At 41.6% G+C, this 25,331-nt stretch carries 28 protein-coding genes; 15 read left to right on the plus strand and 13 right to left on the minus strand.

Annotation, left to right across the window (positions count from 1 at the left end; all coding sequences use genetic code 11):
• Positions 1-59 precede the first annotated feature (59 nt).
• Positions 60-1,277 (plus strand): BCCT family transporter, encoded by a 1,218-nt coding sequence (locus tag PAARA_RS13955; protein WP_062569632.1) that lies wholly within the window; start codon positions 60-62, stop codon positions 1,275-1,277.
• A gap of 12 nt (positions 1,278-1,289) precedes the next feature.
• Complete coding sequence (locus PAARA_RS13960; protein WP_062569633.1) at positions 1,290-1,997, plus strand: TorF family putative porin; 708 nt, start codon at positions 1,290-1,292, stop codon at positions 1,995-1,997.
• 70 nt (positions 1,998-2,067) lie between these two features.
• Here PAARA_RS13960 and PAARA_RS13965 read toward each other — a convergent pair whose 3' ends face one another.
• Genes PAARA_RS13965 through PAARA_RS13975 form a run of 3 tightly spaced genes read right to left on the minus strand, consistent with a single transcriptional unit; the run spans position 2,068 to position 4,419 of the window.
• On the minus strand, positions 2,068-2,283 hold the full coding sequence (locus PAARA_RS13965) for a hypothetical protein (RefSeq protein ID WP_062569634.1): 216 nt from the start codon (positions 2,281-2,283) through the stop codon (positions 2,068-2,070).
• 49 nt (positions 2,284-2,332) lie between these two features.
• A complete protein-coding gene (locus PAARA_RS13970) occupies positions 2,333-3,223 on the minus strand; it encodes a dienelactone hydrolase family protein (RefSeq protein ID WP_062569635.1) in 891 nt (296 codons plus the stop codon).
• A gap of 47 nt (positions 3,224-3,270) precedes the next feature.
• The gene (locus tag PAARA_RS13975) at positions 3,271-4,419 is read right to left on the minus strand and encodes a hypothetical protein (protein WP_062569636.1); all 1,149 of its coding nucleotides are present in this window, start codon (positions 4,417-4,419) and stop codon (positions 3,271-3,273) included.
• Positions 4,420-4,531: 112 nt separating this feature from the next.
• Here PAARA_RS13975 and PAARA_RS13980 point away from each other — a divergent pair, with 112 nt between their 5' ends.
• On the plus strand, positions 4,532-4,996 hold the full coding sequence (locus tag PAARA_RS13980) for a MarR family winged helix-turn-helix transcriptional regulator (protein ID WP_062569637.1): 465 nt from the start codon (positions 4,532-4,534) through the stop codon (positions 4,994-4,996).
• Positions 4,997-5,083: 87 nt separating this feature from the next.
• Entirely contained in the window at positions 5,084-5,833 is a 750-nt protein-coding gene (locus PAARA_RS13985; RefSeq protein WP_062569638.1) for an RIO1 family regulatory kinase/ATPase domain-containing protein, read from the plus strand.
• A 32-nt stretch (positions 5,834-5,865) separates the two neighbouring features.
• Here the strand turns inward: PAARA_RS13985 and PAARA_RS13990 are convergent, their stop codons facing one another.
• The 7 genes from PAARA_RS13990 to PAARA_RS14020 form a co-directional block, all read right to left on the minus strand.
• Positions 5,866-7,278, minus strand: coding sequence for a family 43 glycosylhydrolase (locus PAARA_RS13990; RefSeq protein WP_062569639.1), 1,413 nt, complete (start codon positions 7,276-7,278; stop codon positions 5,866-5,868).
• A 245-nt stretch (positions 7,279-7,523) separates the two neighbouring features.
• Entirely contained in the window at positions 7,524-7,994 is a 471-nt protein-coding gene (locus PAARA_RS13995; protein ID WP_062569640.1) for a hypothetical protein, read from the minus strand.
• A complete protein-coding gene (locus PAARA_RS14000; RefSeq protein ID WP_157066209.1) occupies positions 7,994-9,145 on the minus strand; it encodes a PepSY-associated TM helix domain-containing protein in 1,152 nt (383 codons plus the stop codon). The genes PAARA_RS13995 and PAARA_RS14000 overlap by 1 nt, the downstream gene beginning before the upstream one ends.
• Positions 9,146-9,245: 100 nt before the next feature.
• Entirely contained in the window at positions 9,246-10,085 is an 840-nt protein-coding gene (locus PAARA_RS14005) for a mechanosensitive ion channel family protein (protein ID WP_062569642.1), read from the minus strand.
• A 34-nt stretch (positions 10,086-10,119) separates the two neighbouring features.
• Positions 10,120-10,827, minus strand: coding sequence for an LrgB family protein (locus PAARA_RS14010; protein WP_062569643.1), 708 nt, complete (start codon positions 10,825-10,827; stop codon positions 10,120-10,122).
• The gene (locus tag PAARA_RS14015; protein WP_062569644.1) at positions 10,817-11,170 is read right to left on the minus strand and encodes a CidA/LrgA family protein; all 354 of its coding nucleotides are present in this window, start codon (positions 11,168-11,170) and stop codon (positions 10,817-10,819) included. The genes PAARA_RS14010 and PAARA_RS14015 overlap by 11 nt, the downstream gene beginning before the upstream one ends.
• 69 nt (positions 11,171-11,239) lie before the next feature.
• Positions 11,240-12,031, minus strand: coding sequence for a crotonase/enoyl-CoA hydratase family protein (locus PAARA_RS14020; RefSeq protein ID WP_062569645.1), 792 nt, complete (start codon positions 12,029-12,031; stop codon positions 11,240-11,242).
• A gap of 268 nt (positions 12,032-12,299) precedes the next feature.
• Between PAARA_RS14020 and PAARA_RS14025 the strand changes: the two genes are divergently transcribed.
• The 5 genes from PAARA_RS14025 to PAARA_RS14045 all read left to right on the plus strand — a co-directional run bounded on the left by PAARA_RS14025 (position 12,300) and on the right by PAARA_RS14045 (position 18,396).
• On the plus strand, positions 12,300-13,502 hold the full coding sequence (locus tag PAARA_RS14025) for an efflux RND transporter periplasmic adaptor subunit (RefSeq protein ID WP_062569646.1): 1,203 nt from the start codon (positions 12,300-12,302) through the stop codon (positions 13,500-13,502).
• A gap of 9 nt (positions 13,503-13,511) precedes the next feature.
• Complete coding sequence (locus tag PAARA_RS14030; RefSeq protein WP_062569647.1) at positions 13,512-16,622, plus strand: efflux RND transporter permease subunit; 3,111 nt, start codon at positions 13,512-13,514, stop codon at positions 16,620-16,622.
• A gap of 108 nt (positions 16,623-16,730) precedes the next feature.
• Positions 16,731-17,051, plus strand: coding sequence for an HI1450 family dsDNA-mimic protein (locus PAARA_RS14035; RefSeq protein ID WP_062569648.1), 321 nt, complete (start codon positions 16,731-16,733; stop codon positions 17,049-17,051).
• 71 nt (positions 17,052-17,122) lie between these two features.
• Positions 17,123-17,905, plus strand: a complete 783-nt coding sequence (locus tag PAARA_RS14040) for a DUF481 domain-containing protein (protein ID WP_228074502.1) — start codon at positions 17,123-17,125, stop codon at positions 17,903-17,905.
• 14 nt (positions 17,906-17,919) lie between these two features.
• Positions 17,920-18,396 carry a hypothetical protein gene (locus tag PAARA_RS14045; RefSeq protein WP_062569650.1) on the plus strand — a complete coding sequence of 159 codons (477 nt, stop codon included), beginning with the start codon at positions 17,920-17,922 and terminating at the stop codon, positions 18,394-18,396.
• A 69-nt stretch (positions 18,397-18,465) separates the two neighbouring features.
• Here PAARA_RS14045 and PAARA_RS14050 read toward each other — a convergent pair whose 3' ends face one another.
• A complete protein-coding gene (locus PAARA_RS14050; RefSeq protein ID WP_054554327.1) occupies positions 18,466-18,951 on the minus strand; it encodes an FKBP-type peptidyl-prolyl cis-trans isomerase in 486 nt (161 codons plus the stop codon).
• A gap of 12 nt (positions 18,952-18,963) precedes the next feature.
• Positions 18,964-19,875, minus strand: a complete 912-nt coding sequence (ygfZ, locus tag PAARA_RS14055) for a tRNA-modifying protein YgfZ (RefSeq protein WP_062569651.1) — start codon at positions 19,873-19,875, stop codon at positions 18,964-18,966.
• 120 nt (positions 19,876-19,995) lie between these two features.
• Between ygfZ and PAARA_RS14060 the strand changes: the two genes are divergently transcribed.
• Both PAARA_RS14060 and PAARA_RS20570 read left to right on the plus strand, forming a co-directional pair.
• Positions 19,996-20,247 carry an FAD assembly factor SdhE gene (locus tag PAARA_RS14060; protein ID WP_062569652.1) on the plus strand — a complete coding sequence of 84 codons (252 nt, stop codon included), beginning with the start codon at positions 19,996-19,998 and terminating at the stop codon, positions 20,245-20,247.
• A 190-nt stretch (positions 20,248-20,437) separates the two neighbouring features.
• Complete coding sequence (locus PAARA_RS20570; protein WP_157066210.1) at positions 20,438-20,647, plus strand: hypothetical protein; 210 nt, start codon at positions 20,438-20,440, stop codon at positions 20,645-20,647.
• On the opposite strand, the gene nadB is transcribed toward PAARA_RS20570, so the two are convergent.
• Positions 20,622-22,244: an L-aspartate oxidase gene (nadB, locus tag PAARA_RS14070; protein WP_062569654.1), complete on the minus strand. Its 1,623-nt coding sequence runs from the start codon at positions 22,242-22,244 to the stop codon at positions 20,622-20,624. The genes PAARA_RS20570 and nadB overlap by 26 nt on opposite strands.
• Before the next feature lie 400 nt (positions 22,245-22,644).
• Here nadB and rpoE point away from each other — a divergent pair, with 400 nt between their 5' ends.
• Genes rpoE through PAARA_RS14090 form a run of 4 tightly spaced genes read left to right on the plus strand, consistent with a single transcriptional unit; the run spans position 22,645 to position 25,268 of the window.
• A complete protein-coding gene (gene rpoE / locus PAARA_RS14075) occupies positions 22,645-23,226 on the plus strand; it encodes an RNA polymerase sigma factor RpoE (protein ID WP_036969086.1) in 582 nt (193 codons plus the stop codon).
• A 1-nt stretch (position 23,227) separates the two neighbouring features.
• Entirely contained in the window at positions 23,228-23,854 is a 627-nt protein-coding gene (locus tag PAARA_RS14080) for a sigma-E factor negative regulatory protein (protein ID WP_062569655.1), read from the plus strand.
• Between the two features lie 4 nt (positions 23,855-23,858).
• Positions 23,859-24,815: a MucB/RseB C-terminal domain-containing protein gene (locus tag PAARA_RS14085; protein WP_062569656.1), complete on the plus strand. Its 957-nt coding sequence runs from the start codon at positions 23,859-23,861 to the stop codon at positions 24,813-24,815.
• A gap of 3 nt (positions 24,816-24,818) precedes the next feature.
• The gene (locus tag PAARA_RS14090) at positions 24,819-25,268 is read left to right on the plus strand and encodes a SoxR reducing system RseC family protein (RefSeq protein ID WP_062569657.1); all 450 of its coding nucleotides are present in this window, start codon (positions 24,819-24,821) and stop codon (positions 25,266-25,268) included.
• The last annotated feature ends 63 nt before the right edge of the window (positions 25,269-25,331 follow it).

Below are 25,331 nucleotides of genomic sequence, written 5' to 3' on the forward strand. Positions count from 1 at the left end.
TGCGAGGAACAAAACTGGAGAAACAATGAAGTATTACTACTTATTTTGGGGGGGTAACTATGACCTTTTGGCTTAGTGCTGGCATCATTTTTACCCTGTTAGCAATTGCGGTTATTTTATTTAAATGGGGTAGGGTAAGGTGTGTTGGCGTCACACCGGTTAGAACGTTTACGTTCATTGCAATTTTATTTACATCGGGCCTAGACGTTGGCTTGATTATGTTTCCACTGACAGAGTTTGCAGGTTATGCAGACATAAAAGCAAGCCCAGAGTATGCGTTTGCCAATCCATTAGCCATTGAGTTTGGTTATTGGGGCTTCTTGATCTGGGGATTTTATTTCCTTACGTGCTTTTATTTCTGTGTAATAGAACCCAAAGTAAAGTTCTTTGAAATTGCTTGGGTAAAACTAATTAATAACATTGTTATTATTGGTACATGCGCATTTACTGCATTTTTACTGCTGTCGAATTTACCTTGGTATTTACCGTCACTTGGTGATGGTGAGTCAATTATTCCGACATTCTACTTAATGGTGTTTGCAGCGATTTGTTTTGCTGTGTATTCGAGCACAGACATTAAATATGTGCGCTTTTTAAGTATCTCTACTACGTGGTTGTTTATCGCTTTAATCGCCTTTATGTGGTTTGGTGCCTTTGTTGGCTCTGATGCACAAACATCAGCATTTGTTGATAACCTTGCGCTGATTGGTGGTTATTTTGGTAATATTGATGAATTTGTGTTACCGCTGAATGATTACCATGCCTTTTATCTATTTTGGTGGTTTGCTTGGAGTATCATGATTGGTCAATTTACCTCGCGCTTTGTGGGGGGCTTAAAGACTTACCAAGTACTGGCAGCTATGTTGATTTTCCCATCTATTCCAATCGCAATTTGGTTTAGCGTTTTATATCAATATCATGAAGCGGGTATTGCTACAGCAGGTTTGAAAAACATCGCTATGGTGTTTGTCGGTGTGGTGTTTGTGATCAATTCACTTGATTCTTTGATCCGTTTATACACAGATAACCTAAACTTAACGGTGAAACGTTTTGGTAAGTTTAATTATATTGCCTTAAATGTGGTGGCGCTTTCACTATTGACTCTGTTGTTTAAGTTCGACTTTTTACAGATCCAATGGGTTGGTGCGCTAGTGATTGCGTTATTTTTCGGCTGCGCAGTATTTATTGGCTACAGCAAGTTAAAAACGGTGAAAAACATCGAGGGCTCACCAAAAGACAACAAATTAGATTACACAAAAATAGAAACAGTTAGCTAAGGGGAAACCAACATGACAACAAGACAAACACTACTCGCAACAGTGTTGCCACTGGCACTACTATCGACATCAGCGATGGCTGATTTATCGACTACAGTTACTCTGGCATCAGATTACACTTTTAATGGTGTGAGCCAAACGCAAAATGATCCTGCTATTCAAGGTAGTCTAGACTATGCGTTTGCAGACTCTGGTATGTATGTGGGTACGTGGGCCTCAAATGTAGATTTTGGTGAGGGGACAGATATTGAATGGGATGCGTATTTCGGTAACTATGTTGAACTAAATAGTGCTCTTAGTGTTGATTATGGTATTGCTTACTATTCATATCATGGTGAAGGTCATTCAAGCGATGGTAATTACCCTGAGGTTTATACTAAATTTGGTTATGCCAGTAGCTTAGGACAAACGGAGCTTAACTTTTGGTATAGCTGGGACTACTTTGGTTCTGGCGCAGGGCATGTTATTTCTATGTTAGCGCATACCTTTGAAATTGCACCAAACCACGCAATCCGTGCCAGCTTTGATATTTCAAATTCACTGGATGGTGATAAGTACACATGGGATGGCAGTGATAAGTCATATAACCACTATCGCATTGCTTATCAAACAAGCTTTGCAGGTTTTGACTTTGAGCTTGCCGGTGAAAATACCAGCCTTGATTGGGATACCGCAGACGAGCGCATTGTTGCGTCTATCTCGCGTAGCTTTGATTTATAAATACAGTTTTATAAGTAAAGCTTTAATAACGAAACGGCTAAACTTGGTTAGCCGTTTTTCTACTTAATAACTAGATTTCTTCGCCTTCATGCTGCATCGCTAAATCATCAAGCTCAGCAAGGGTGTAATCAAAGCTACTATTATCGACTGCATAGCGTATTTTTACGGCGAAACCACCTTGGCAAAGACTTGCGGTGACTTTAGCCACTGACCAGTGTTTAAGCTTGTTTAAAAACCGATTAGCGGTTTGCTGTGAGTCAAAGCGGTAACTGATTTGCGATTCCATCTCTTTACTAGCCTACAAATTTTTCCGAGAGTGTATGAAATTGCCTCGATTAAATCAATTGCTCGTTAAAGAATGCAAGTGTACGTTGCCATGAAAGCTCAGCTTGTTTTTCATCATAACGCGATGTGGAATCATTATGAAAACCATGATTCGCCTTTTCATACATGTGCATAGTATAAGGCACTTGGTGGGCTTTTAAGTCACTTTCGTATTCTGGCCAAGTATCATTCACGCGTTTATCGAATTCAGCTAAGTGGACAAGTAATGGTGCTTTTATGTTTTCTCTAAGCTCTTTAACAGCAGGGGTGCCGTAATAGGGGACGCCAGCATTAATGAGTTTGCTCTCAACAGCTGCGAGGTAGTTAACCATATAACCGCCAAAGCAAAAGCCTACCGCACCTAGTTTGCCATTACTGTTTGGATGTTCTTTTAAGTACTTTGCGGCGGCCACGAAATCGTGTTGGATTTTTTCTCTGTCCATTGAGCGCTGCATAGCACGCCCTTCATCGTCATTACCTGGATAACCGCCAAGTGGGTGCAATGCATCTGGGGCAAAAGCAATAAAACCCGCTTTAGCAAGGCGGCGTGCAACATCTTTAATGTAAGGGTTTAAACCTCTATTCTCATGGATCACTAATACGATAGGATGCTTGTCAGATAAGTTGGCGGGCTCAACTAAATAGCCTTTACCTTCACCGTGACCTTTGAATGAATTGAAGGTTTTATAACTGGCTTTGATATCAGGATCATTAAAGGAGACTTGTTCAGCTAATGCATAGTTTGGCAACAAGGCACTACTGAGAACAGCCATTGAATAACCTAGTGCAACTAGGCCGCCTAGTTTTTTCATAAAGGTACGACGGTCTATCAAGCCATGGGCGTATTCATCGTACCAATCAAATGCTTCTTGAGGAATGTGACTACTATGTTGGTTACTCATTGTTAACTCCTTTATAATTGTGAGTATCAACATAGCTTAAAAAACAATCAATTAATAGCGCGGTTTTTTGTTTCAATTAATACATCAATGAAATGGCGATGCCAAATAGCTTTAAACGCTTTATTGAATAAATACAAAAAGATGAGTGGCATTAGCAATAGCTTGAGAATGAGTAATGATAATAGGTTAAGAAAGTCGATAAAAAGATCTTCAACGGCCGCAACCATATTTCCTATCCCTGTGGTAACGGTGTCGATAATTTTACTCACTTTACTCGCATCATTTGTGTTGAGTTGCTCATTTATTTCCACGAGTTGCTGGTTTAGCGCATCTTTTTCTTGATTAAGTGTCCCTTGTTGAGCGGATAAAGCGTGTAGCTTAGTTGTTATTTGCTGTTTTTTAGCGAGCAGCGGTTTCGCTTGTTCAAGTTCAGTAAACGTTAAACGCTCAGAAAGGCTGCGTGTTGACTGAATAGTGTCAATCTGGGAATCCAGTTCTGCCAGTTGCTGTTTTAACTCAGTCGCTTGCTGGTGGTTTGTTATCTGTTGTTGATTCAAGCCATCGAGTTTATCGAACACGGCTTGCTTTTGACTATCAACTTTAGCTTTGAGTTGTGCTGATAATGCTGAAGTTTGTGTAGCATTAGCGCTGACAGTATCAACTTTTTCACTGACCAGTTGGCTTTGTGAGTTAATTTGTTCATCTAAAAAAACTTGGCTGATAAGTCCTGTGCTTAGAACGATAGCGGGAACGAGAAAGCGAATTAAAATAAGGCTTGCTAGAAGTTTGTGGCGAAGATTTGGATAGATATTGCGCCATTCACAAAAAAGGTAAGCAATGACTGAAATAGTAAATACGCTATTAAAAATCACACCAGATGAGATCGTGTATAAAATTCGCTGTAAAAATAGTGAACCTATTGCAAGGCGCATAGCATCTGACATGTATTCAGCCAGATCATTAACAGGGTCAAGTAGTTGTGCTGGCTGAATACTCGCAATGCCAATGCCCACTTCGGCAGATTGTAATAACGAAATAGCGGCGTTAACTGTACGAGACGAGGCATACACCACGGTTGACTGCACTAAAGCACTATCGATAAAACTCATGATATAATGTTGGAACTGCTCTAACCAGCACAGTAACAAGAGTACAAAAAGACCTAAATACTTTATAATGTGCTGTTTACTAAGCATACTACCCCCCGAAGTTTAAATACCTGACTCACGCTACACCAATTATGACTAAGATTGAATTATTTTAGGTATTAACTGTCAATGAATAGCTATTAATCTTTGTTGAGGAAATATGAAAGAATCTGCACCAATTGGACAGTGCCGCGCTGAAGATTTAGACCCAGTCCAAGACTTAGGGCGTTTAGTGTCTTATTTACGCTCTAACTTAGTTACGCATCTTGATAACGCTCTTGAGGATAAAGAGCTAACATCAGCTCAATATATTGTGGTGGTATTACTTGCACGAGGTAAAGTAAACACCTTAGCTGAGCTATGTGAGCACATGGTATATGACCGTGGGGCCATGAGTCGTTTAATCACTCGCCTAGAAGATAAAGGGTTAGTCGCTAAGAAACAGTCAGTTGAAGATAGGCGTTCAACTCTTTTATGTCTTACAGAGAAAGGCCAACAGCTTTACCCTGAAATTTTACCCGCAGTTAATGAGATCTATCGAAAAGCGCTCGTTGGCTTCTCTGAACTAGAGCAAAACCAACTCGCCAGCTTGTTGTTTAGAGCAATTCATAATTTAAAAGCATAAATTTCTCTAAGCGGTACATTGTCGCCGCTGACGCGTTTTGATAATATAGTTGCCTAGGCATTTAATTTTAACAAGTGACAGGTTGCTATGTTCGAATCATCTTTGCTCGCGCAGCTTCGAGCCCAATTCCCAGCTCATCAATTTAGCCATGAAAGCTTGTCTATTGTTCATACCGGTCGGTTCGCTAATGCCATTGTTTATCGTTACAAAGACACGCAATTTGATCTTATTATCAAAGACTTTCAGCATAGTCCTTGGTGGGTAAGAAAAACCATTGCGCCGCTTTTTATTAATCAAGAGTACAAGGGACTTGCACGGCTACAAGATGTCGATGGCGTGGTAGATAATTTTTGCCGATTATCGCCAATTGCTATTGCTTATGACTTTATTGAGGGCACACCACTTAGGCAGCTTGCTCAACAGCAAGAACATTTGCCAGCTAATTTTTTCAAAGACTTCGAACGTACGGTAGCGAAAATGCATCGTCGTGGTGTAGTACATCTTGATTTACGTAATCTGGGTAATGTGATTTGCTCAAAAGAGGGCAAGCCTTATATTATTGATTTTCAGTCGGCGATTCGTTTTTCACGCTTTCCGCGTTGGTTACAGCGTTTTATGCGTGGTGCTGATATGAGTGGGGTTTATAAAGCGTGGCAAAAATTGGCCGGTGACTCATTACCACAAGCGAAGGCTGATTATTTACATGACTTTAATCATGTGCGTAAACGTTGGATTTTTAAAGGCTACCCCTTGCATCGTGCGTATATGTGGTGCAGTGGCGTGATGACACAAATATTAAATTCTGAGTTTATTCGCAGTATTTTAGAGCGATTTTAAAAAGCGCGTTTTCACGCGCTTAGTGGTGAGAACTAGTATTTAGGCCAGCCATTAGCATCCCAATTTAGGGTGCTGATGAGCAATTTGGGTGTGCCATTATCACCTGCATCATAGGCATGACGAACAATCACATCGGTATTTAGAATATCTTGTCCACCAGGACCCACCCATTGGTTATTCCCAGCATCAAGAATGCTACCACCACCCGCTAACATGTTATTACCATTTTTATCAAGGTACGGACCGCGAATATCGGTTGAGCGACCATATGCAATGCGGTATGTACTATTCGTGCCATCACAGCATTTGCCTACCGAAACAAACAAATAGTAGTAGCCTTGGCGATACACTATGGTAGGCGCTTCGATACCACCTGAGCGACTTGCTAATGAGTAGATTTGACCAAATGGTTTCATTGTCATTGGGTTAATACGGGTCAATTTAATACCCGTATTCCACGAGCCAAATGCGAGCCAAGGCGCACCATCTTTTGCCACCACCAGATCTGGGTCGATGGCATTGTAATTATTGCTATTGGTGGTGTTGATCACTAAGCCATCATCACGCCAATTGCCTGTGGCAACACTGCTTGCTGAGGTAAGACCAATAGCACTGACACGAGATCCGAAGGTTGAAATAGCATAATACAGCCAGCTGCGACCATTGTAGCTTTTTAATTCAGGCGCCCAGACATCAATTCCGTCATGATCAGGCACATAGTTACTCCACCAACTTAAACCATTTGAAAAAATTGGCAGCGCATCATTCCAATCAACGCCATTGCTTGAGTATTTACCGTAAATGCCTGGGCCTGTTTGAAATATCCACCAAGTGCCATTCTCATAGCCAATAGTTGGATCGTGGGTAACTAAATTGCCAGTGAGTGGCCAATGATCAGCAGCACCATTGGTGGTGGAGGGATCAAAGGGAGTGGATTCAACATTGGCAAGTTTGGTGAGTTGCCATTGCTGTGCATCGCTGCCGTTGTAGCTCCACTGACTAATGTTCGCGCCATCGTTACCATCGAATCCATATAAGTCGAGAGCCTTACCACTGTTTAAGTTAATAAAGCTGACATAACCGCTGCCTTCATCATTAATTTGCCAGTGTTGGCTAGCAATGTTTGCATATTCATACTGCACCACATTACCGCCATCGGCAGTTGAGAAATCAAACACCTCGAGTGCCTTACCACTGTTTAAGTTAATAACCGAATAGTTGCTGCCACCTATGTTGGTGATTAACCAGCGCTGGGTGTCGTGATTAGTGTCAGCCCACTGACTAACATTCGCACCATCATTGGTTTGCGCGCTAGCGACTTCTACAAACTTAGCGCTGTACTTTGATTTAATCGTGTATACACCATTATCAATCGCGTAGGCACTGGGAAGTACCAGTGTTGTTGCAAAGCTGAGCGCAGCAAGCGCTTTTTTTGAAAGTATCATTGTGTCTCCAAATCATTGTTATTGAGCTTTCCTTGTGTGTTTAGCTCCTTGGATGAGTTCTGATCAACATCAATTGAATGCATTGATGTTAATGAAAACTATTTATAATACTTTATTATATTATTACTTTTGTAAAGGTGTTGGGTGAAAATAATTAACAAAAATTTTACTTTTGATTGTTTTGGAGGAGATAAAGGTTTTTTCAGAGATACAAAAAAGCCACTCAGTGAGTGGCCTTTCAGATATTATTGAGTAATAAACTGGCTGGGGATATCCCATTTGAGGGTATGCAGTTGGCCTTGCCAAGTTTGTATGGTGATCCACAGTTTATCATCTGCTGAGATGGTTTTAGGAGCTATCGCGTGGGCATGCTGACCGTGATTGGTGCCATGCATTATGCCTTCTTCATCTTTTGCAAATTCTGTCAGCGGTAAAGGTGATTGACCAATATTTAAATATGCCTGACGAACATTGCTTATGTCACCTTGATTAAAAGTAATAAAGAAATCTTTAACATATTCATTGTGGTGTGAGTAAGGTGCATCTTCATTCAGTGGCATTGGCGCGATTTTAAATTCGCCTGCTTGTTGCTCTTGCCAAAGTGCAGGAAACTGAGGGTTCAATGATTGATAAATAAACCACACAGGCAAAGCCAGTATCACAGCATGCAAAATATACTTTTTACGTTGCCACCAAGTCGCTTGTAAACGAGCCATTAGTTTGCCTCCTGAACGTTATTTACTGGCGCAGCTTGGCGCGCTTTTACTGGTTTATTATTAACTAATTTAGCGGCATACATCATAAAGCCAGTGATCGACATACCACTTAAAATCAAACCAAAGATAAACCAAATAATCTTTGTCCACAGGCCGCCAATATTACCGTAGTGAAGTGGATCAGTAATATGCGACAGGGTTTGTAGCCCCGACATAATCTCAGGGCTCTTACTTGCTGCAATTTCACCAGTCCAAGGATTGATTGACGTTGAGTAAGCGTAATTATCGTAGAAAATAGTATCGCCACTGCCCATGATGTTAAACATGCCACGGTTATGCTCTGGTAGCATCACATAGCTAGGTTTGAAATCAGGGTATTTCTCTTTGGTAATTGCCAGTGCCGCTTTTAAGTCAGTAGGCGGTGTTTGTTTATCCGCAGGTAAAGCTGAAACAGCCACCAAAGGTGCATGCTCTTCTATGTCTATTTCGTTATGCCACATGATGGCTTGCACTAAATACCACAGGCCTGTGAGTGCCATTATTGCCATAAACCAAATTGACCAAACGCCACTAAGGGTATGTAAGTCTTTAAGGAAGGTTTTTTTACCTTGGTTAAAACGTAGCTTTGGCTGACTAAATGCGCGCCAAAAGTTTTTATAAATCACTAAGCCTGTAATCAATGCACCTAAAATGACAAACGCCATGGCGCTGACTAAGTAGTAACCTATGCTGTAGCCTTCTTGCCAAGGAAAGAATAGCCAGCCGTGTAGGGTACGCATAAATTCGATGAAAGAAATACTGTCATTAACCGCTTGCACTTCGCCTGTATATTGATTGACGTAAGCCACTGCGTAAGGTTTGTCGGTATCAGTGAAAATAACCGCATTAACCAAGTAAGGCTCATAGGTGAGCACACTCATTACATCGGCGGTCGGGTAAGCTTTTTCTACGCTATTAATAACTTGATCAACCCCCAGTACTGGTAAGTCATTTGGGTTGTTTGCGCGTGCTTCACTGTTAGAGAGCCAAGTAAGCTCATGGCTTATTACAGATACAGTGCCTGTGACACAGATAAAGCAAAATAGCACCCATACTGGGAGCGAAAACCAACCGTGTAGTTGGAACCAAAGACGTTTACTCATGGTAAAAATAGCCCGACCTTAATTGATGATAGTAATTGTTATCATTTAAATTGTACTACAACCTTTTGAACAAACACAATCTCTGTCGACGAGCTGTGAAAAAGGCGCCTTAAGCGCCTTTATCATTAGTTTGATTGAGGGTAACAATCCGTTGTGGGAAGGGTATTTCGATATCCGCCCCTTGGATTGCCTTAAATACATTGCGGTTCACTGCTAATTTGGTCTCAATAATTTTGGTGGTTGGCACCCAAAAGCGATAGCTTAAGGTGACACCACTTTCGGCAAATCGCTCAATACCGACTTGTGAGTGTGGTGTATCGGCAACCAGTTCATGATCGTTTAAAACGGTCTCGATCAGCTCAATAGCCAAGTCAGCATTTGCATCATAAGCTATATCAATTTCGCCTTTTACGAGTGAATAGCTAAACGAGTTATGCAGAATTTCACCAACAATATGTTTGTTAGGAATGGTGATTTCGACTTTTTCTTCGTTGACCAAAATAGTGTAGCCGAGCTCAATCGTTTTAACTTGCCCGCTCACCCCTTTTACTTCAATTGTATCACCTACTACAAAAGGCCGCGTTGCAATAATCGCAAGCCCTGCACCATAATTTGAAAGCATTCCTTGTAGTGCTAAACCTGCACCTAATGAAGCGGCACCTATTGCAGCCACAAAGGGAGTCACACTGATGCCTATTTTACCCAGCGCAATAATAAGAAACATGATGATCAGCAAGACTTTGATAACATTGCTGATAAAGTTTGTGAGGGTGATATCTATATTGTGGCGTTGCATTAAGGCTGCCACCATATTTGATACTTTTTGTGAAATCCACAAGCCAAAGACCAAAATTAAGATCGCACCCACTATTTGCATGCTGTAGGTCACTAAATATTCGGTGATCAGGTTATAGTATTTTTCCACTTGTTGTAATTCTGCGTCAATCATGGCTTTTCCTAACAAGGTTTACTGCTGGTCATTACTATATCAGATGTTGAATGGCGGGGTAGAGTAAGGGGACGATTAAAGCGCTTAATAGCGCACTCAATGCCATAGCTACAGATGCAAAAGCGCCTGCCTTCGGTTGCTCTGTTATAAGAGAAGCAGTGCCAATAGCATGACAAGCAGTGCCAATTGCGACACCTTTAGCTTGTGCATTTTGTATATTTATTAGCGAGAAAATTAAATTACCGAAAATCGCCCCAAGTACCCCAATAAAAATCACCATTGCCGCTGCTAAAGAAGGAATACCGCCAAGTGCATCGGTGACCAGTAAAGTGATAGGAGTGGTTACTGACAAGCTAGCCAAAGATGCACTAAGTTCTGCAGGCGCGGCAAACAAAGCGCAAATAATCGACGCAACCAGCGTGGCATTGATTACCCCTAAACTGCAACTTATCAGAATTAACAGTAGATTCTTTTTAACATGTATAAATTGCTGATAAAGCGGTAGCGCTAAAGCCACAATCGCGGGTTCAAGTAACCAACTTAGCACTTTAGTGTGCTCAGCGAATGGAGCGTAGGGGAGTTTGAATATCATTAAACACGCCGCAATTAGCACAATTGCCCAGCAGACAGGGTTGGTGAGTGCTTTTGCAATAGCATGGTGTGTTTTAGCGTTTAAAAAACGCAGCGCTAGGAAAAGAGCAATAACTAATGGAACGCTTAACCACCAAAAGCTAGCTGTCATTTTCACGCCCCTTAAAGTAGGCGATAACAGAGCCGATCAATATAACGCTTGTCAGTGGCACAACAATAAAGATAGTCAGTAATAAAGGCCAGTGCTCAGCGATTAAACCTAAGTGTTCAATAATCCCGACCCCCGCAGGGATAAAAAATAATGGCATATAATTGAGTACAGGGCTGGCTGTGGGCTTTAAATGGTGCTCTTTAACTATACCTGTTAAAAGTAATACGAGTAACAAGACCATACCGAGTAATGGAGCTGGAAAACTGCTTTCAAACAAAGCCGTTAAATACTTAGCAACGGCTAAACAAGCAAGAATAATGGCGCTACTGATTAGGTATTTCATGAGTCAGGATAATTGCGAATAAAGTACAACTACATCATACCCTTGTCTGCTGTACTATGCGACTTTAGCTTACCATGATTTAGCATTATTAAATTGAATATCTTCAGCGCCTTTGGCTTTCGCAATCGCCTTTTTGGTATTCGGATTCATTAGTAAGCGAATTTGGCTCCAGGTTTCTTTAGCAAGAATTTTACGTTGCTGTGAGCGATAGCTTTGCTGAGTAATGCGTTTAATTGCAGCGAGGGTATCCGGCGAGCGCGCCATCAATGTTTCAAGTACAGTATCGGTTTGTTTATCAACATCGTCAGTGAGTTGCGTAACCAAGCCATATTCTTTAGCGTCTGCAGCCGAAACAGGCCCTGCATGGCTTGCCAGCCAAAGTGCCTGGTCACGCTTCATTAAGCCAGCAAGCACAACGTTAGCCCCCATATCAGGGCACAAACCCCAGCGAGCCTCCATAATTGCTAACTTTGCGTTTTTATCGACAATACGATAATCAGCCCCGAGCGCGATTTGCATACCGCCGCCAAAGCAATGCCCAGTAATTTTAGCTATCACTGGAATACTTAAGTCTTGCCAACCTAACACCACTTTTTGCGCGAGGTTTTGGTTTCCTGGTAACCATTTGAATAATAGTTTGATGATATTGCTCGGCTTTTTCATTACCGCAGCAACATCAAGTCCAGAGCAAAAGTGCTCGCCTTCGCCAGAGATCACCACAGCACGCAAACTGCGATCGTTTTTAATTTTTTTGATCACGTTTGAAAGCTCCACAAACATAGCAAAACTGAGTGCATTTTGTTTTTCGGGACGGGCAAGGCTAACCCAAGCGACCTGTTGTTTTATTTCTAGTTTTATCATGGTAACTCCTCTGACCTGTTTGCTAGAGCTTACGAACTAATCACATGTATGTAAAGAAATGCTGATGTGTGACAAAGAATTAGGTAATTTATTAAAAAAGAGTAACTTCGTCATATATTTGGTTACAAATTGATGTATATTTTTAAAACAAAGAGGCTGGTTTACAGCTAGTTCGGTTTTGCGATTAATAAGATACTGCTGCAAATTTTCGCAAAATCCCATGACACGACTAGACTTAGCTTTAAGTCGCGCTACAAGGAGTAAAAATATGCTGATGCGCAATACACAACGCATGCAAAAGCTATCAACTGAATCTATAACAACAACAGTATATGCATTGGCATTAAGTGTGGTACTTACAGGTTGTTCAGATGACAAGTCTCAGCAGCAAGCAACACCCCCCCCTGCTGTCTCTGTATACAATGTGAATACACAAGAGGTCGGTAACTACCGTGAATTTGTAGCACGAACCGAGGCATTTCAAGAGGTTAAAATTAGAGCGCGAGTTGAAGGCGAGCTTATTGAGCGTCACTTTGACGAAGGTTCGTCTGTTGAAAAAGATCAGTTATTACTTCGTATTGACCCTTCAGAGTATCGTTCAACGGTCACTGAAGTTGAAGCTGATTTAAAAAGCCGTATCGCAGCGGCCAGTGCAGCTGAGCGAGATTTAAAGCGCGGCAAAGATGTTGCGTCACAAGGGTTTATTTCACAATCTGACCTCGACAAATTAACGACTAATTTTGAGCAAGCAACTGCGGCGGTTAAAGCGGCAGAAGCAGAGCTTGAAAAAGCGAAGTTAAATTTAAGCTATACCGAAATTAAAGCGCCATTCAGTGGGCGCATTGGCAAAGTAAATTATGATGTTGGCAATATTGTGGGGCCATCATCAAATGAACTTGCAGAGCTGACTGATGTTAACCCTATCTATGTGAGTTTTCAGGTAGAAGAAGCAGACTACATTAGTTATCGTCAACAGCACCAGACACCGTCAGGTCGCGACCCGCGAGATGTACCAATAGATTTAACACTACGCTTACCCAATAATTCGACCTTTCCTGCAAAGGGGGTATTAGATTTTGCTGATACTAAAATTAACCGTAATACTGGTACGGTTGAACTTAGAGCCTCATTTGATAATCCCGATGGTATTGTGATGCCAGGGTTATTTGTCACTTTAATCGTAGAGAGTACCAATAAAAAAGAACTTGCACTGATCCCACAAGTCGCCGTACAAGAAAATCAACAGGGTAAATTTGTACTGGTTGTTGGTGATGATAACAAAGTCGCTATGCGTATTGTTGAACTTGGCCGCCGCATTAATGCCATGTGGGTGGTTGAATCAGGTCTTGAAGCTGGGGAAAAGGTGATTATTGAAGGCCTGCAAAAAGTACGGCAAGGTGCAGAAGTTAAGGCTGTGGAAAAGAAAGTAGATGCCACAACAGGCACTATTTCTAATAAAGCAAACTCTTAGGAGTATGAGATGATTAGTAAAACATTTATATCTCGCCCTAAGTTTGCACTGGTTATATCTATTGTTATTACGATTGCGGGCTTAATATCGATGGCTTTATTGCCGGTTAATATGTACCCGCAAATTACCCCGCCACAAGTACAAATCACGGCCAGTTACCCTGGTGCAAGTGCGCAAATAGTCGAAGAGTCTGTTATTAGGCCCATAGAAGAGCAGGTTAATGGTGTTGAAGATATGATGTATATCGAGTCAACTTCATCTAATAACGGCACGGCCAACATAACTGTTTACTTCAAGGTTGGCACTGATACGGACATAGCACAGGTCAATGTGCAAAACCGCGTTGCACTGGCTGAGTCAGGCTTGCCTGAAGAGGTGAAACGTCAAGGGGTGTCAGTAAAGAAAAAATCAAGCTCAATGCTTTTAGGTATTAACCTTTATTCAAGCAAAGATAATATTGATGCTATTTTTCTAAGTAACTACGCGACAAATTATTTAACTGAGCCTTTAGGGCGTATCAATGGTGTGGCCTCAGCGGAGGTGATGGGGGAGCAGACGTACTCGATGCGATTATGGCTGCGCCCAGATAGAATGGCTTCTTTAGAGTTAACGGTGGCGGAAGTACAGGCTGCGCTACAAGAGCAAAACACCATAGTGGCTGCGGGTAAGTTGGGGGCGGCACCAACAGGGCCTAGCCAGCAATTTGAATACTCAATTCAGGCGAAGGGGCGTTTAAAGACACCAGAAGAGTTTGGTCAAACCATTATTCGCGCAAATAAAGATGGTAATTTTGTGCGTTTAAATGATATCGCGCGCATTGAAATGGGTGCTGCAAGTTACAGTACGACCGCCAAATTAAACCAGCAAGATACTGCGTTTATTGTTATTTATCAGCTAACTGAGGCGAATGCGACACAAGTTGCCACCGATGTTAAAGCGCGTATGGAGGAACTAGCAAAGCAGCTACCTGATGGTATTGAGTACTCAATTCCCTATGATACGACTGAATTTATTAATCGTTCTATTGAAGAAGTGGTAATAACACTTGTACAAGCCGTTGGTTTGGTTATTTTAGTGGTGTTTTTGTTTTTACAAAATTGGCGCGCAACACTGATTCCTACCGTTGCGATTCCGGTGTCTTTGGTGGGTACCTTCGCATTTATGATGATGATGGGTTATTCCATCAACCTAATTACGCTATTTGGTTTGGTGCTGGCAATCGGGATTGTGGTTGATGATGCGATTATCGTTATCGAAAATGTTGAGCGGATCCTAAAAGAAGAAAAACTACCAATAAAAGAAGCCGTTACCAAAGCAATGGAGCAGGTATCAGGCCCCATTGTTGCAACCACCCTTGTGTTATTAGCGGTATTTGTGCCTGTTGGATTTATGCCAGGGATCACCGGAGAGCTTTATAAGCAATTCTCCGTAACGATTTCATTCGCTGTACTTATTTCATCTGTTAATGCACTTACTTTAAGTCCTGCGCTGTGTGCTTTGCTATTAAATGAAAAAGCCATGCAGCCAATAAAATGGCTAGCTCCTTTTGAAAATGTGATCACACGCTCAACCAGCGGATATAGCAAAGTAATTAATTTTATCTTAAAGCGTTCTGCGCGAATGGCACTTTTCGCTGTGGTAATTTTTGCTGCCGCAGGGTGGCTTGTAAAAACGGTTCCTACAGGGTTTGTACCCGCAGAAGATCAGGGCTTTTTGTTTGTTGATGTGCAGTTGCCAGATGCAGCAGCAAGTAATCGTACTCAAGAAGTGATGCATAAATTAGGGGATATTGTAAAAAATGAGCCCGCAGCGACTGATTTTATTGCTGTCTCTGGGTTTTCGTTGCTAGGGGGGGCAGGTTCAAATAATGCATTAGGCATTGTGATTTTGAAGGACTGGGAAGAGCGAACCAGCTCTGAGCTCGGCTTACGAGCTGTGTTGACTCGTTTAATGGGGCAATTTTGGGCGATGCCAGATGCGCAGATAATGGCATTTAATCCGCCATCAATTCCAGGTCTAGGTACTAGTGCAGGTTTTGAGTTTAGGTTACAAGATAGTGAAGGGCGTGAGCCTGCTGAGCTTGCTCAGGTATTAAATGGACTTATTTATGAGGCAAATCAGCGTCCGGAGCTTTCTAATGTTTACAGCACATTCAGAGCAAATGTACCGCAATACTTTTTAGAGGTTGACCGTAATAAGGCCAAGGCTCAAGGCGTGGCCCTTAGCGATATTTTCTTAACTTTACAGGCACAATTAGGATCATTGTATATTAATGACTTTAATCAATTTAGCCGCACATACAGAGTGATCATGCAGGCGGAAAGTCGTTTTCGTCAAAATCCAGCAGACTTACAATACTACTATGTGCGTAATGATGAAGGTGCGATGGTGCCGCTTACTACACTTGCTAAGCTTGAGCCAATCCTTGGCCCAACCAGCTTAACGCACTTTAACTTGTATCGCAGTGCGAGTATTAGCGGACAACCTGCAGCAGGTTACTCAAGTGGTGATGCGATAAAAGTCATGCAAGAATTAGCTGAGCAGCTGCCAACGGGTTATGTTTATGAATGGGCTGGGCAATCTAAACAAGAAATAGAAGCCGGTAATGTTGCACCGATTCTATTTGGTTTAGCGGTTGTTTTTGTTTACTTATTCTTAGTCGCACAATACGAAAGTTGGACGATTCCATTTTCGGTCATTGCCGCCGTACCACTGGCGTTATTTGGTGCAATGCTTGCGTTGTATATAATTGGTATGGAAAACAATATTTATGCACAAGTAGGCCTTGTGTTGTTAATTGGCCTATCAACTAAAACTGCGATTCTGATCGTTGAGTTTGCTATGGAAGAACGCTCAGCGGGTAAAGGGATCCTCGAAGCAGCATTAAATGCGGCTAAAATGCGTTTTAGAGCGGTGTTAATGACAGCCCTCTCGTTTGTGCTTGGCGTATTACCTTTGGTATTTGCAAGCGGTGCAGGCGCTGGAAGTCGAATATCACTGGGTGTAACAGTGCTGTTTGGTATGTTAGCTGCTACGATATTTGGTACATTGTTGGTGCCACTATTTTATACCCTTGTGCAAGGGATGCGTGAAAAAATAAAAGGGCAGGCATCTTCATAGCCTAATCAGTGAAAATAAAAAAAGTCAGGGTAACCTGGCTTTTTTTTTGGTAAAACTCAAAAGAGGTTTGTTATCATAGCTTAATTCAAATATCAGAGGGTTTTGGTCATGGCTGGTCCACGCTTATACAGTGAAGAAGAAGTAACACATCAGGCGTATGATATATTTTTAGAATTGGCACCTGACAACTTAAGCGAGCAAGATATTGCTGACTTTAACGAGCACCGCGAAGAGCTCGGTTTTATTGAAGAAGGTGAACCGGATAGTCAATGGCACGATTTTGTTGCATTAGAAATTGAACCTGAGCTGTTTGTGCAAGTCTTAGTAGGACTTGAATTTGATAATCAAGATATTCTGTTTGCCAAAATTTTAATTAGCCGAGATAAAGATGCGCCTTTTTGTCATATTCTTTGGAAAGATAGCGAATAAATTTTCCGCCGATGTTTGATTTAACCCCGAGTTGCTTTTATACACTAAAACGTGCACTTTTAGTCGCTTTTATGCTGGCTAGCTGGCAGGTTGCTGCCGTTGATCCATTTGAAGATTTTCATGAGTATGGTCAGCTATCCGAAGAAGAAATCCATAAAATTCATAAGGGCGAGATGCTTTATGGAGATATGGAATTTGGTTTTATGATTAGTAGTGGTAATACAGATTCAACTAGCTTTAAATATAAAGGTAATCTGTATCAGGATTTTGAGAAATGGCGTAATCAATTCAAAATAGACACCCTATATAAACGAGACCGTAATGACGAAACTGGCGATGATGAAGTCTCGGCTGATCGAATCTTTATATCAGCACAAGGTAACTACAAGCTAAACGTTAAAAATGAATCGTTCTTTATTTATGCGGATTATGAAGAAGATGAATTTAGTGGCTTAGAGTTTAAAAGCACTGTGGCTACAGGCTATGGCAATCGAATATACCAAGGCAGTAAGAACAAGGTTGATATTGATGTTGGGCCTGGCCTTTACCGCTCCGTTGCCGATGAAGATATGGCAACTGAAGAGGATGAAACTAAAACCGGCTACTTATTACGCTTAGCTTTGCAGTGGGAGCGCACGGTATCTGCACGCACACGTTTTAATCAAGATGTGAGTTATGAGCAATCCATGTCAGGGTTAAATTCGCGACTAAAATCAGAAACCTCGCTGATCAGCAAAATCATGGGTGATGTATCGCTTAAATTTACCTATATGTACCGTTACAATTCAAAACCAGAGGAAGACAAGCTTAAGTATGATTCAGAGCTCAGTGCCACCTTTGTTTATAGCTTTTAATTAGAGAGTTCTTTATGTATCAACATAAGCAATACGCACTATTTATCTTTATTGTTTTAGGCTGGATAGGTGGTTTTCTTGCCTTGGCATGGAACTTAATAGGTGCAGATGTGCCATTAATGGGATTTAGTGCGATTTTAGTGTTAGTGGCTTTTTTATTTCATAGCTTAACCATCAAGGTAACGGATAAAACAGTGAGCTGGGCATTTGGGCCAGGTGTGTTTGGTAAAACAGTGAGCTTTGACGACATTGAGTCAGTTAGAGCTGTTAGCAATTCATTTCGTCATGGAATTGGCTTACGTATAACTCACGATGGCTGGGTGTACAGTGTATCTGGTTTTAGTGCGGTAGAACTGGCAATGAAAGATGGTACACATTACCGTTTAGGCACCAATGATCAAGCTGGTTTACTTGCTGCGCTTAATGCGCATATAACTCAACCTGAAGCTATGCCAGAAGCAAAGGAAGAAGTGAGCGCAGAACCTGAGTAAGTGATACCCTTTTGTAGGGCATGCTATAGCTATAAAAAAAGCGCCATTGGCGCTTTTTTAGTGTTTCGTTTAGTGGCTGTGACCGCAACCACCTTCACCGTGCACATGACCATGTGCTAATTCTTCTTCTGTGGCATCGCGTACTTCAAGTACTTCAACATCAAAGTGAAGTGTAATACCTGAAAGAGGATGATTACCATCTACAATCACGTCTTCATCTTGGATTTCAATGATCATGACTGATTGATCGCCTGCATCAGTTGTTGCTCTAAATTGCATACCGACTTCAATTTCCATGCCTTCGAACATTGACTTCGGCACTGCTTGCATTAGGTCGTCGTGACGTTCACCATAGCCTTGTTCTGGCTCTACAGTCACACTGAATGTATCACCGGCTTCTTTACCGAGTAGCGCGTTTTCAAGACCTGGGATTAAAAATCCTGTGCCCACGATAAACACCAGTGGTTCACCATCGAAAGAATTGTCGATGGTATTTTTGTTATTATCCAATACTGAATAATGCATTTTTACCACTTTGTTTGCTGCTACGATCATAGTCATTCCTATTTATTCATCTTCGAGAGAGTAAGGCAGAGCTTGAATTGATAGCTCAACCTGAGGGAGGTGTTTTGCACGTAATACGTGGCCTGTTTCATTGTCATTTGGTAAGACCACAAGGCCCATAAGGGTGTGCGTTTGTTGATTATAACTTTGGCTGATAAGCTTACCTGCACGGCGCCAGTTTTCGCCCATTTGTGTTTCAAGCTCTAGTTCATCGAGTAAACCATCGGCTTTACCTGCGACGATATACATGGCACGTTTATTTTTTCCGAGATACTTCATGCGGGCGACGGTTTCTTGCCCCGTATAACAGCCTTTTCTGAAGCTAATGCCCCCTATGGCCTGTAAATTAACCATTTGCGGTACATATTCGCCAATAGCATCTTTATTTAAAGAGGGTTCAGCGGCAGCGATTGCTGCTTCTTGCCACATGCTGTCATTATCAAGTGCGGTAATATCGTCAGGTAAGCTAAAGTCATTATTTACCATCAATAATACGCGGTTATCTGCAAGCTTCAGTGCTTTGCCTCCTGCAAAATCAACAGCAGTCTGCGTATCATTAAAGTGGATATTCAATAACGTGAGGGTTGAGGTAAGATCTTCACCGATTAAGCCAATAAGCGACTTATCAGATTGCTCAATCTCAACTTGAGAGAATACAGCATACTTTTTTAATTCGCCCAAAGATTGTGCTACCTCAGGTTTAGAGCCAACTAGGTAGTAGTTATCTTGGTATGTAAATAACTTGAACACACCCCAAAGTTTACCTTTGGCATTACAGTGACCTGCCCATAAGAAGTTATCGTTACTTAGCTTATTGATATCTTGAGTAACTTGCCCGTGAAGGTATGACAGCTTATCTTTACCAGAAAGGCTAATAAGCGTATGAGATAATGGGCATGCGTAAACAGTCGACATAAAAACCTTCTTTACGATATAAGTGAGCCCTAATGATAACTTAGTTAGGGTGGCAATTTAAATAGCTGTTTATTCGATTGCAATTTGTTAAACTGCAGACAAATAAGTACGAGGTTTAAAATGACTGAAATTCACAGTAAAGAACGCATTCGTTGGGCGTGCCGCCGTGGTATGCTCGAACTTGATGTTTTATTCATGCCATTCGTTGAGCAAGCGTTTGACTCACTATCTAAAGAGCAGCAAGCTGTATTTCAACGCTTACTTGAGTGCGATGATCCTGATTTATTTGCATGGTTCATGGGACATGAAGAATGCAAAGATGCAGAGCTCAAGGGCATGGTGACGCTTATTTTAGATCGAGTTCGTGTATAGGTTTACCGTCAAAAATAACTTCTCAGACCACAAACCCTTTGTGGTCTTCTTTTGTTTTCTAGCCCTATTATTATACTTTTCTTATAGTCATATCTTATCAGAGCTTTTAGCCTGTTTTGCTTGCCTTGTTATTGGTATTGCTTGTTTCAAAAAAGTACAACAAGCACAACCTAGTGATGGAGTGATAATTTTGCAGCAATCACAGCTAGGCTTTTTTAATGAACAGTTACAACTGCAAGGTGAGATAAGTCCCAAGAGCTATGTATTTGCGAATCATGTAGTTATAAGATTAATTGGCTTTTATCAATCACACTGGCTGATTATTTCGTCAGCCAGTGTTGATGCGCTAAGTTTTTCTCGTTTGCGACGAGCGGTTATTGCAGTGCAGCAACCAGCTTAGGAGTTAAAATAGTGGGGGTTGGGTTTTCAGTTTGATTTGGGTAGTCGATTGTATAATGAAGCCCACGGCTCTCTTTTCGCTCAAGGGCGCTACGAATAATAAGCTCTGCAACTTGTACCAAGTTACGAAGTTCTAGTAAGTTATTTGTAACCCTGAAGTTTGCATAGTAATCATGGATTTCTTGTTGCAGTAATTCAACGCGATGCAGTGCGCGTTCTAAGCGCTTGGTAGAGCGCACAATGCCCACGTAATCCCACATAAATAACCTTAGCTCATGCCAGTTGTGGGTTATAACGATTTCTTCATCTGAGTTAGTGACACGACTTTCATCCCATAAAGGTAATGCTTCTGGCGCAGGAGAGGTGTCAATTTTGCTTAAAATGTCTTTTGCCGCAGCATGGGCAAACACAATACACTCAAGTAATGAGTTACTCGCCATTCGGTTTGCACCGTGAAGACCTGTATAAGCCACTTCACCCACGGCATATAAATTATCGAGATCTGTACGACCATTAAAGTCAGTCATGACACCACCGCACGTATAATGCGCGGCAGGGACGACTGGGATCGCCTCTTTCGTTATATCAAGGCCAACACTTAAGCACTTTGCGTAGATAGTTGGGAAGTGCTCAATAATAAAATCTTTGTCTTTGTGGCTGATATCTAAATAGACACAATTTGCACCAAGGCGTTTCATTTCAAAGTCGATAGCGCGGGCGACAATATCACGAGGCGCAAGCTCTTCGCGCTCGTCAAAATCTTTCATAAAGCGTGTGCCATCAGGGCGCTTTAAATAAGCACCTTCTCCACGCATCGCTTCAGTAATTAAAAAATTTTGTAATTCAGGGTGGTACAAACTTGTAGGGTGGAATTGGTTAAATTCCATATTCGCCACTCGACAACCAGAGCGCCACGCCATCGCAATACCATCACCGCTCGATACATCAGGGTTTGAGGTATATAAGTACACCTTGCTTGCACCGCCAGTTGCAAGCGCGACGAACTTAGCTGCAATCGTTTCTACTTTTTTATCTTCACAATTCCAGACATATAAGCCATGGATATGCTTTCCTTTTCTGCCAAGGCTCTTATCACCAATTAAATCAATCGCATTGTAGTTTTCTAATAACGTGATGTTAGGGTGTGCTTGTACTTGGCTGATAAGAGTTGTTTGTACAGCACGACCCGTTGCATCTGCGGCATGCAGAATACGGCGATGACTATGGCCGCCTTCACGGGTTAGGTGAAAACGTTCTTTGCCCTTTGAGTCAAACTCCATGTCAAAAGGCACACCTTGCTCAATAAGCCACTTTAAACACTTTTTAGCGTTGCTTGCAGTGTAGTGAACCGCATCACGGTCACACAGGCCACCACCTGCATCCAGTGTGTCTTCAACATGAGATTCAATGCTGTCATTTTTCTTATCAAAAACCGCCGCAATACCGCCTTGTGCATACAAAGTAGAGCCTTCTGTAAGTGCCCCTTTACTTAATACGGTTACTTTACAGTGATTAGCGAGTGATAAGGCAAGGGAAAGGCCTGCGGCGCCGCTGCCAATGATAGCGACATCAGTAATGTGATGTTTATTTTGGTTCATGTCTGTGGTCTTAGCGGTTACAATGCTCAGCTGATAGTGCAAAAGTTTGAGCAAAAAAGTTTTGATATGATATATGTATATGTACCATATTTGCTGTAGCACTATTAGTTATTTTAAATGTTATACCAATCTTATTAGATTTTTTGTCATATAAACAGTGTACTATCAACTGTTTTGCACAAATGTAGAATAGCTTTGAATTAGAATAGCTGTTGATTTTAAAGCTATTTTTGAAGTTTTACGCAAATAAGAACGGTATAACTCAATATATTTGCATGCTATCTTATAAAAAAAACATTTTAAACTGAACTTTTATATTCATCGTGCAGTCAGAGTTTGTGTAAACAATGGCGAGTATATGAATAGCAAGCAAGAATCAAACAGAGGAGTACCGGCTCGAATGAGCGAGCAGGATTTGGATTTAGCGCTAGTTAAAAGGGTCCAGCAAGGAGATAAAAACGCCTTCAACCTATTAGTTAGAAAATATCAGAATAAAATCGCAGGCTTGATCTCACGTTATGTGTCGAATCAAGGTGATGTTGCTGATGTCGCTCAGGAAGCTTTTATTAAAGCTTACCGTGCGTTACCTAACTTTAGAGGAGACAGCGCCTTTTATACTTGGTTATACCGTATCGCCGTAAATTGTGCTAAAAATTACTTAGTTGCTCAGGGCCGAAAGCCCCCAGCGAACGATGTTGATGCAGAAGAAGCTGAGTTTTATGACAGTGCAGATGCAATGCGTTCTAACGCATCGCCAGAAAATCTGTTACTCAGTGACGAAGTACGTGCTGTAATTTTTAATACAATTGATAGTTTGCCTGAAGATCTGAAAACTGCGATTACCCTTCGAGAGATAGAAGGGATGAGCTATGAAGAAATAGCCGTGGTTATGGATTGCCCCGTGGGGACTGTACGTTCACGTATATTCCGTGCCCGCGAAGCGATTGATAATAAATTAAATCCATTAATAGGTGAGTCTTAGTATGACAAAAGCAGACGTTAACAAGTTGGATAACGAACAGCTATCCGCATTACTTGACGGCGAACAGCAACTAACCGATGAAGCGATAACAAAAGATGATGTCGCGACATTTGGTCGTTATGCGATGATCGGTGATGCAATGCGTGCTGAGGCAAACAACAGCGCTTTTAACTTTGATATTGCCGACGCCGTTGCAGATGCACTTGAACACGAACCTGTCTATGCCGATTTCGCAAATAAAACAAATGCACCAAAAAGCGAAGAAATTGTGGCAGCAACAGGTACTGACAATGTTGTCGCATTTAACTGGCGCCGCCCATTTGCACAAGTTGCTATCGCAGCAAGCGTTGCAATGTTCGCGATAGTGGGCGTACAAACATTGCCGCAAAACAGTGAGTCACCTGAAAGTGACATTCCATTGCTACAAACAACCCCATTGACTGGCGTGGCATCACCGGTGAGCTACTCATCTGAACAGCCAGCGCTTGAAAATGCACAGCAAGGTTTGCGTGAGTTACAGCAGCAGCGAATTGGTGCACTTGTTCTAGAGCACCATAGACAAGCACGTGTTGCTTATTCATTAGAAAAGTCGCAAACTGAGGCCAAAGCCGAAGAGGAAAATCACTAATTTAATGAAAGTTATTACTTTTATTTTATCGCTGGTAACAAGTGCATCCGCTTTTGCCAGCGACGAAAACCCCGCCAAAGCATTATTATTAGATATGGCTAAAGCCGTTCATACCCGTAATTTTGATGCATCCTTTGTGGTCGTTAAAGGTCAAGCAATGGAGCCTTATCGCTGGTTACACGCAAAACAAGGTGATATTGAGCTTGAGCATTTAAGTTTATTGAATGGTGCTGGTCTTGAGATGGCGCGTGTGAACGATCACGTTACTTATTTTGAGCCACACTCAGAGCCTTACTCTGTCAAAACTGACTCAATTGCAGGACCAATTCCAGAGGTTTTGTTTAAAGATATTGAGCGTTTAAGTGCTCATTATGATTTCGTTCTTGGCGGAAAAGGCCGTATAGCTGGGCGTTCAGCGCAATTGGTTCGTATAGAATCAAAAGACGAGTTTAAGTTTAATTACTGGATTTGGCTTGATACTGAGTCATCATTATTACTTAAATCTGCTTATGTTAACCACAAAGGCGAAATGCTGGAACAATTACAGCTTACTCATATCAGTGTGACGGAGCAGCCAGCTCCCTTATTGCTTGAGATGCAGAACCGTGACTTTCCAACTCCCTTACCAGTGAGTGAAATTGACAATGAAAGTACAGGTACGGCAGTTAATAACTGGAAGATTGGCTGGTTACCTGATGGATTTAAACTGTTAAAATCTGATCGCCATAAGCTTGATTTAAACAATGAGCTAACAGATTATTACTTGTATTCAGATGGCTTTGTTGAAGTCTCTGTATTTGTTCAAAGACCATTGCCAGGCAAACGCCCCAGTGGTGCGCTTTCATCGGGCGCTACCACAATCTATGTGCATAACAGTGGTAGCTTTGATGTGTCAGTTGTTGGTAATATTCCCGCTATGACAGCTAAAGCCATTGCAGAGTCGGTAGCACGACCTCTTTAAACCATGATTGAACAAACACTTACTGTCGTGTCAGTAAAAGGCACGACAGCAAATTTAGAAGCAGAGCAAAAACAAGCCTGTGAAGGGTGCAATGGCCGTTGTGGCTCACAAGTCTTTGCCAAGTTATTTGGTACCGCTAAAAAAACATTCCCATACACATTCGATAATGAGCTAAAAGTAGGGCAAAAAGTAACCTTAGCGTTGGATGATAGTCATTTAGTAAAACACGCGATGGCTGTGTATATGTTGCCTCTCTTACTTAGTTTAGGGTTCGCTTTAGCTGCTTTTGCAGTATTTTCGCTTGCTGAAGGGTGGCAAATTTTAGCAGCCTTGTTGGGAGGCTTAATTGGCTATGCGATAGCTAAATCAAGGGTTAAGAGCCTAAAACATGATATAAAAGTAATAAAAATTCACCCAATTACTATTCCTTTCACTCAAATAGATGGTGATTAAAGCCAATTAAATGTAAAATTGCCGCTTTATACACTTAGTCCATTTTATATAGAAGTTTAGAAT

The sequence above is a fragment of the Pseudoalteromonas arabiensis genome, assembly GCF_001550155.1.
Classification (GTDB): Bacteria; Pseudomonadota; Gammaproteobacteria; order Enterobacterales; family Alteromonadaceae; genus Pseudoalteromonas; species Pseudoalteromonas arabiensis.

Excerpts from the sequence above, each read along its gene's own strand:
- PAARA_RS13955 (WP_062569632.1), top strand. The coding sequence starts at position 60 with ATGACCTTTTGGCTTAGTGCTGGCATCATTTTTACCCTGTTAGCAATT.
- PAARA_RS13960 (WP_062569633.1), top strand. The coding sequence starts at position 1,290 with ATGACAACAAGACAAACACTACTCGCAACAGTGTTGCCACTGGCACTA.
- PAARA_RS13965 (WP_062569634.1), bottom strand. The coding sequence starts at position 2,283 with ATGGAATCGCAAATCAGTTACCGCTTTGACTCACAGCAAACCGCTAAT.
- PAARA_RS13970 (WP_062569635.1), bottom strand. The coding sequence starts at position 3,223 with ATGAGTAACCAACATAGTAGTCACATTCCTCAAGAAGCATTTGATTGG.
- PAARA_RS13975 (WP_062569636.1), bottom strand. The coding sequence starts at position 4,419 with ATGCTTAGTAAACAGCACATTATAAAGTATTTAGGTCTTTTTGTACTC.
- PAARA_RS13980 (WP_062569637.1), top strand. The coding sequence starts at position 4,532 with ATGAAAGAATCTGCACCAATTGGACAGTGCCGCGCTGAAGATTTAGAC.
- PAARA_RS13985 (WP_062569638.1), top strand. The coding sequence starts at position 5,084 with ATGTTCGAATCATCTTTGCTCGCGCAGCTTCGAGCCCAATTCCCAGCT.
- PAARA_RS13990 (WP_062569639.1), bottom strand. The coding sequence starts at position 7,278 with ATGATACTTTCAAAAAAAGCGCTTGCTGCGCTCAGCTTTGCAACAACA.
- PAARA_RS13995 (WP_062569640.1), bottom strand. The coding sequence starts at position 7,994 with ATGGCTCGTTTACAAGCGACTTGGTGGCAACGTAAAAAGTATATTTTG.
- PAARA_RS14005 (WP_062569642.1), bottom strand. The coding sequence starts at position 10,085 with ATGATTGACGCAGAATTACAACAAGTGGAAAAATACTATAACCTGATC.
- PAARA_RS14010 (WP_062569643.1), bottom strand. The coding sequence starts at position 10,827 with ATGACAGCTAGCTTTTGGTGGTTAAGCGTTCCATTAGTTATTGCTCTT.
- PAARA_RS14015 (WP_062569644.1), bottom strand. The coding sequence starts at position 11,170 with ATGAAATACCTAATCAGTAGCGCCATTATTCTTGCTTGTTTAGCCGTT.
- PAARA_RS14020 (WP_062569645.1), bottom strand. The coding sequence starts at position 12,031 with ATGATAAAACTAGAAATAAAACAACAGGTCGCTTGGGTTAGCCTTGCC.
- PAARA_RS14025 (WP_062569646.1), top strand. The coding sequence starts at position 12,300 with ATGCTGATGCGCAATACACAACGCATGCAAAAGCTATCAACTGAATCT.
- PAARA_RS14030 (WP_062569647.1), top strand. The coding sequence starts at position 13,512 with ATGATTAGTAAAACATTTATATCTCGCCCTAAGTTTGCACTGGTTATA.
- PAARA_RS14035 (WP_062569648.1), top strand. The coding sequence starts at position 16,731 with ATGGCTGGTCCACGCTTATACAGTGAAGAAGAAGTAACACATCAGGCG.
- PAARA_RS14040 (WP_228074502.1), top strand. The coding sequence starts at position 17,123 with ATGCTGGCTAGCTGGCAGGTTGCTGCCGTTGATCCATTTGAAGATTTT.
- PAARA_RS14045 (WP_062569650.1), top strand. The coding sequence starts at position 17,920 with ATGTATCAACATAAGCAATACGCACTATTTATCTTTATTGTTTTAGGC.
- PAARA_RS14050 (WP_054554327.1), bottom strand. The coding sequence starts at position 18,951 with ATGATCGTAGCAGCAAACAAAGTGGTAAAAATGCATTATTCAGTATTG.
- ygfZ (WP_062569651.1), bottom strand. The coding sequence starts at position 19,875 with ATGTCGACTGTTTACGCATGCCCATTATCTCATACGCTTATTAGCCTT.
- PAARA_RS14060 (WP_062569652.1), top strand. The coding sequence starts at position 19,996 with ATGACTGAAATTCACAGTAAAGAACGCATTCGTTGGGCGTGCCGCCGT.
- nadB (WP_062569654.1), bottom strand. The coding sequence starts at position 22,244 with ATGAACCAAAATAAACATCACATTACTGATGTCGCTATCATTGGCAGC.
- rpoE (WP_036969086.1), top strand. The coding sequence starts at position 22,645 with ATGAGCGAGCAGGATTTGGATTTAGCGCTAGTTAAAAGGGTCCAGCAA.
- PAARA_RS14080 (WP_062569655.1), top strand. The coding sequence starts at position 23,228 with ATGACAAAAGCAGACGTTAACAAGTTGGATAACGAACAGCTATCCGCA.
- PAARA_RS14085 (WP_062569656.1), top strand. The coding sequence starts at position 23,859 with ATGAAAGTTATTACTTTTATTTTATCGCTGGTAACAAGTGCATCCGCT.
- PAARA_RS14090 (WP_062569657.1), top strand. The coding sequence starts at position 24,819 with ATGATTGAACAAACACTTACTGTCGTGTCAGTAAAAGGCACGACAGCA.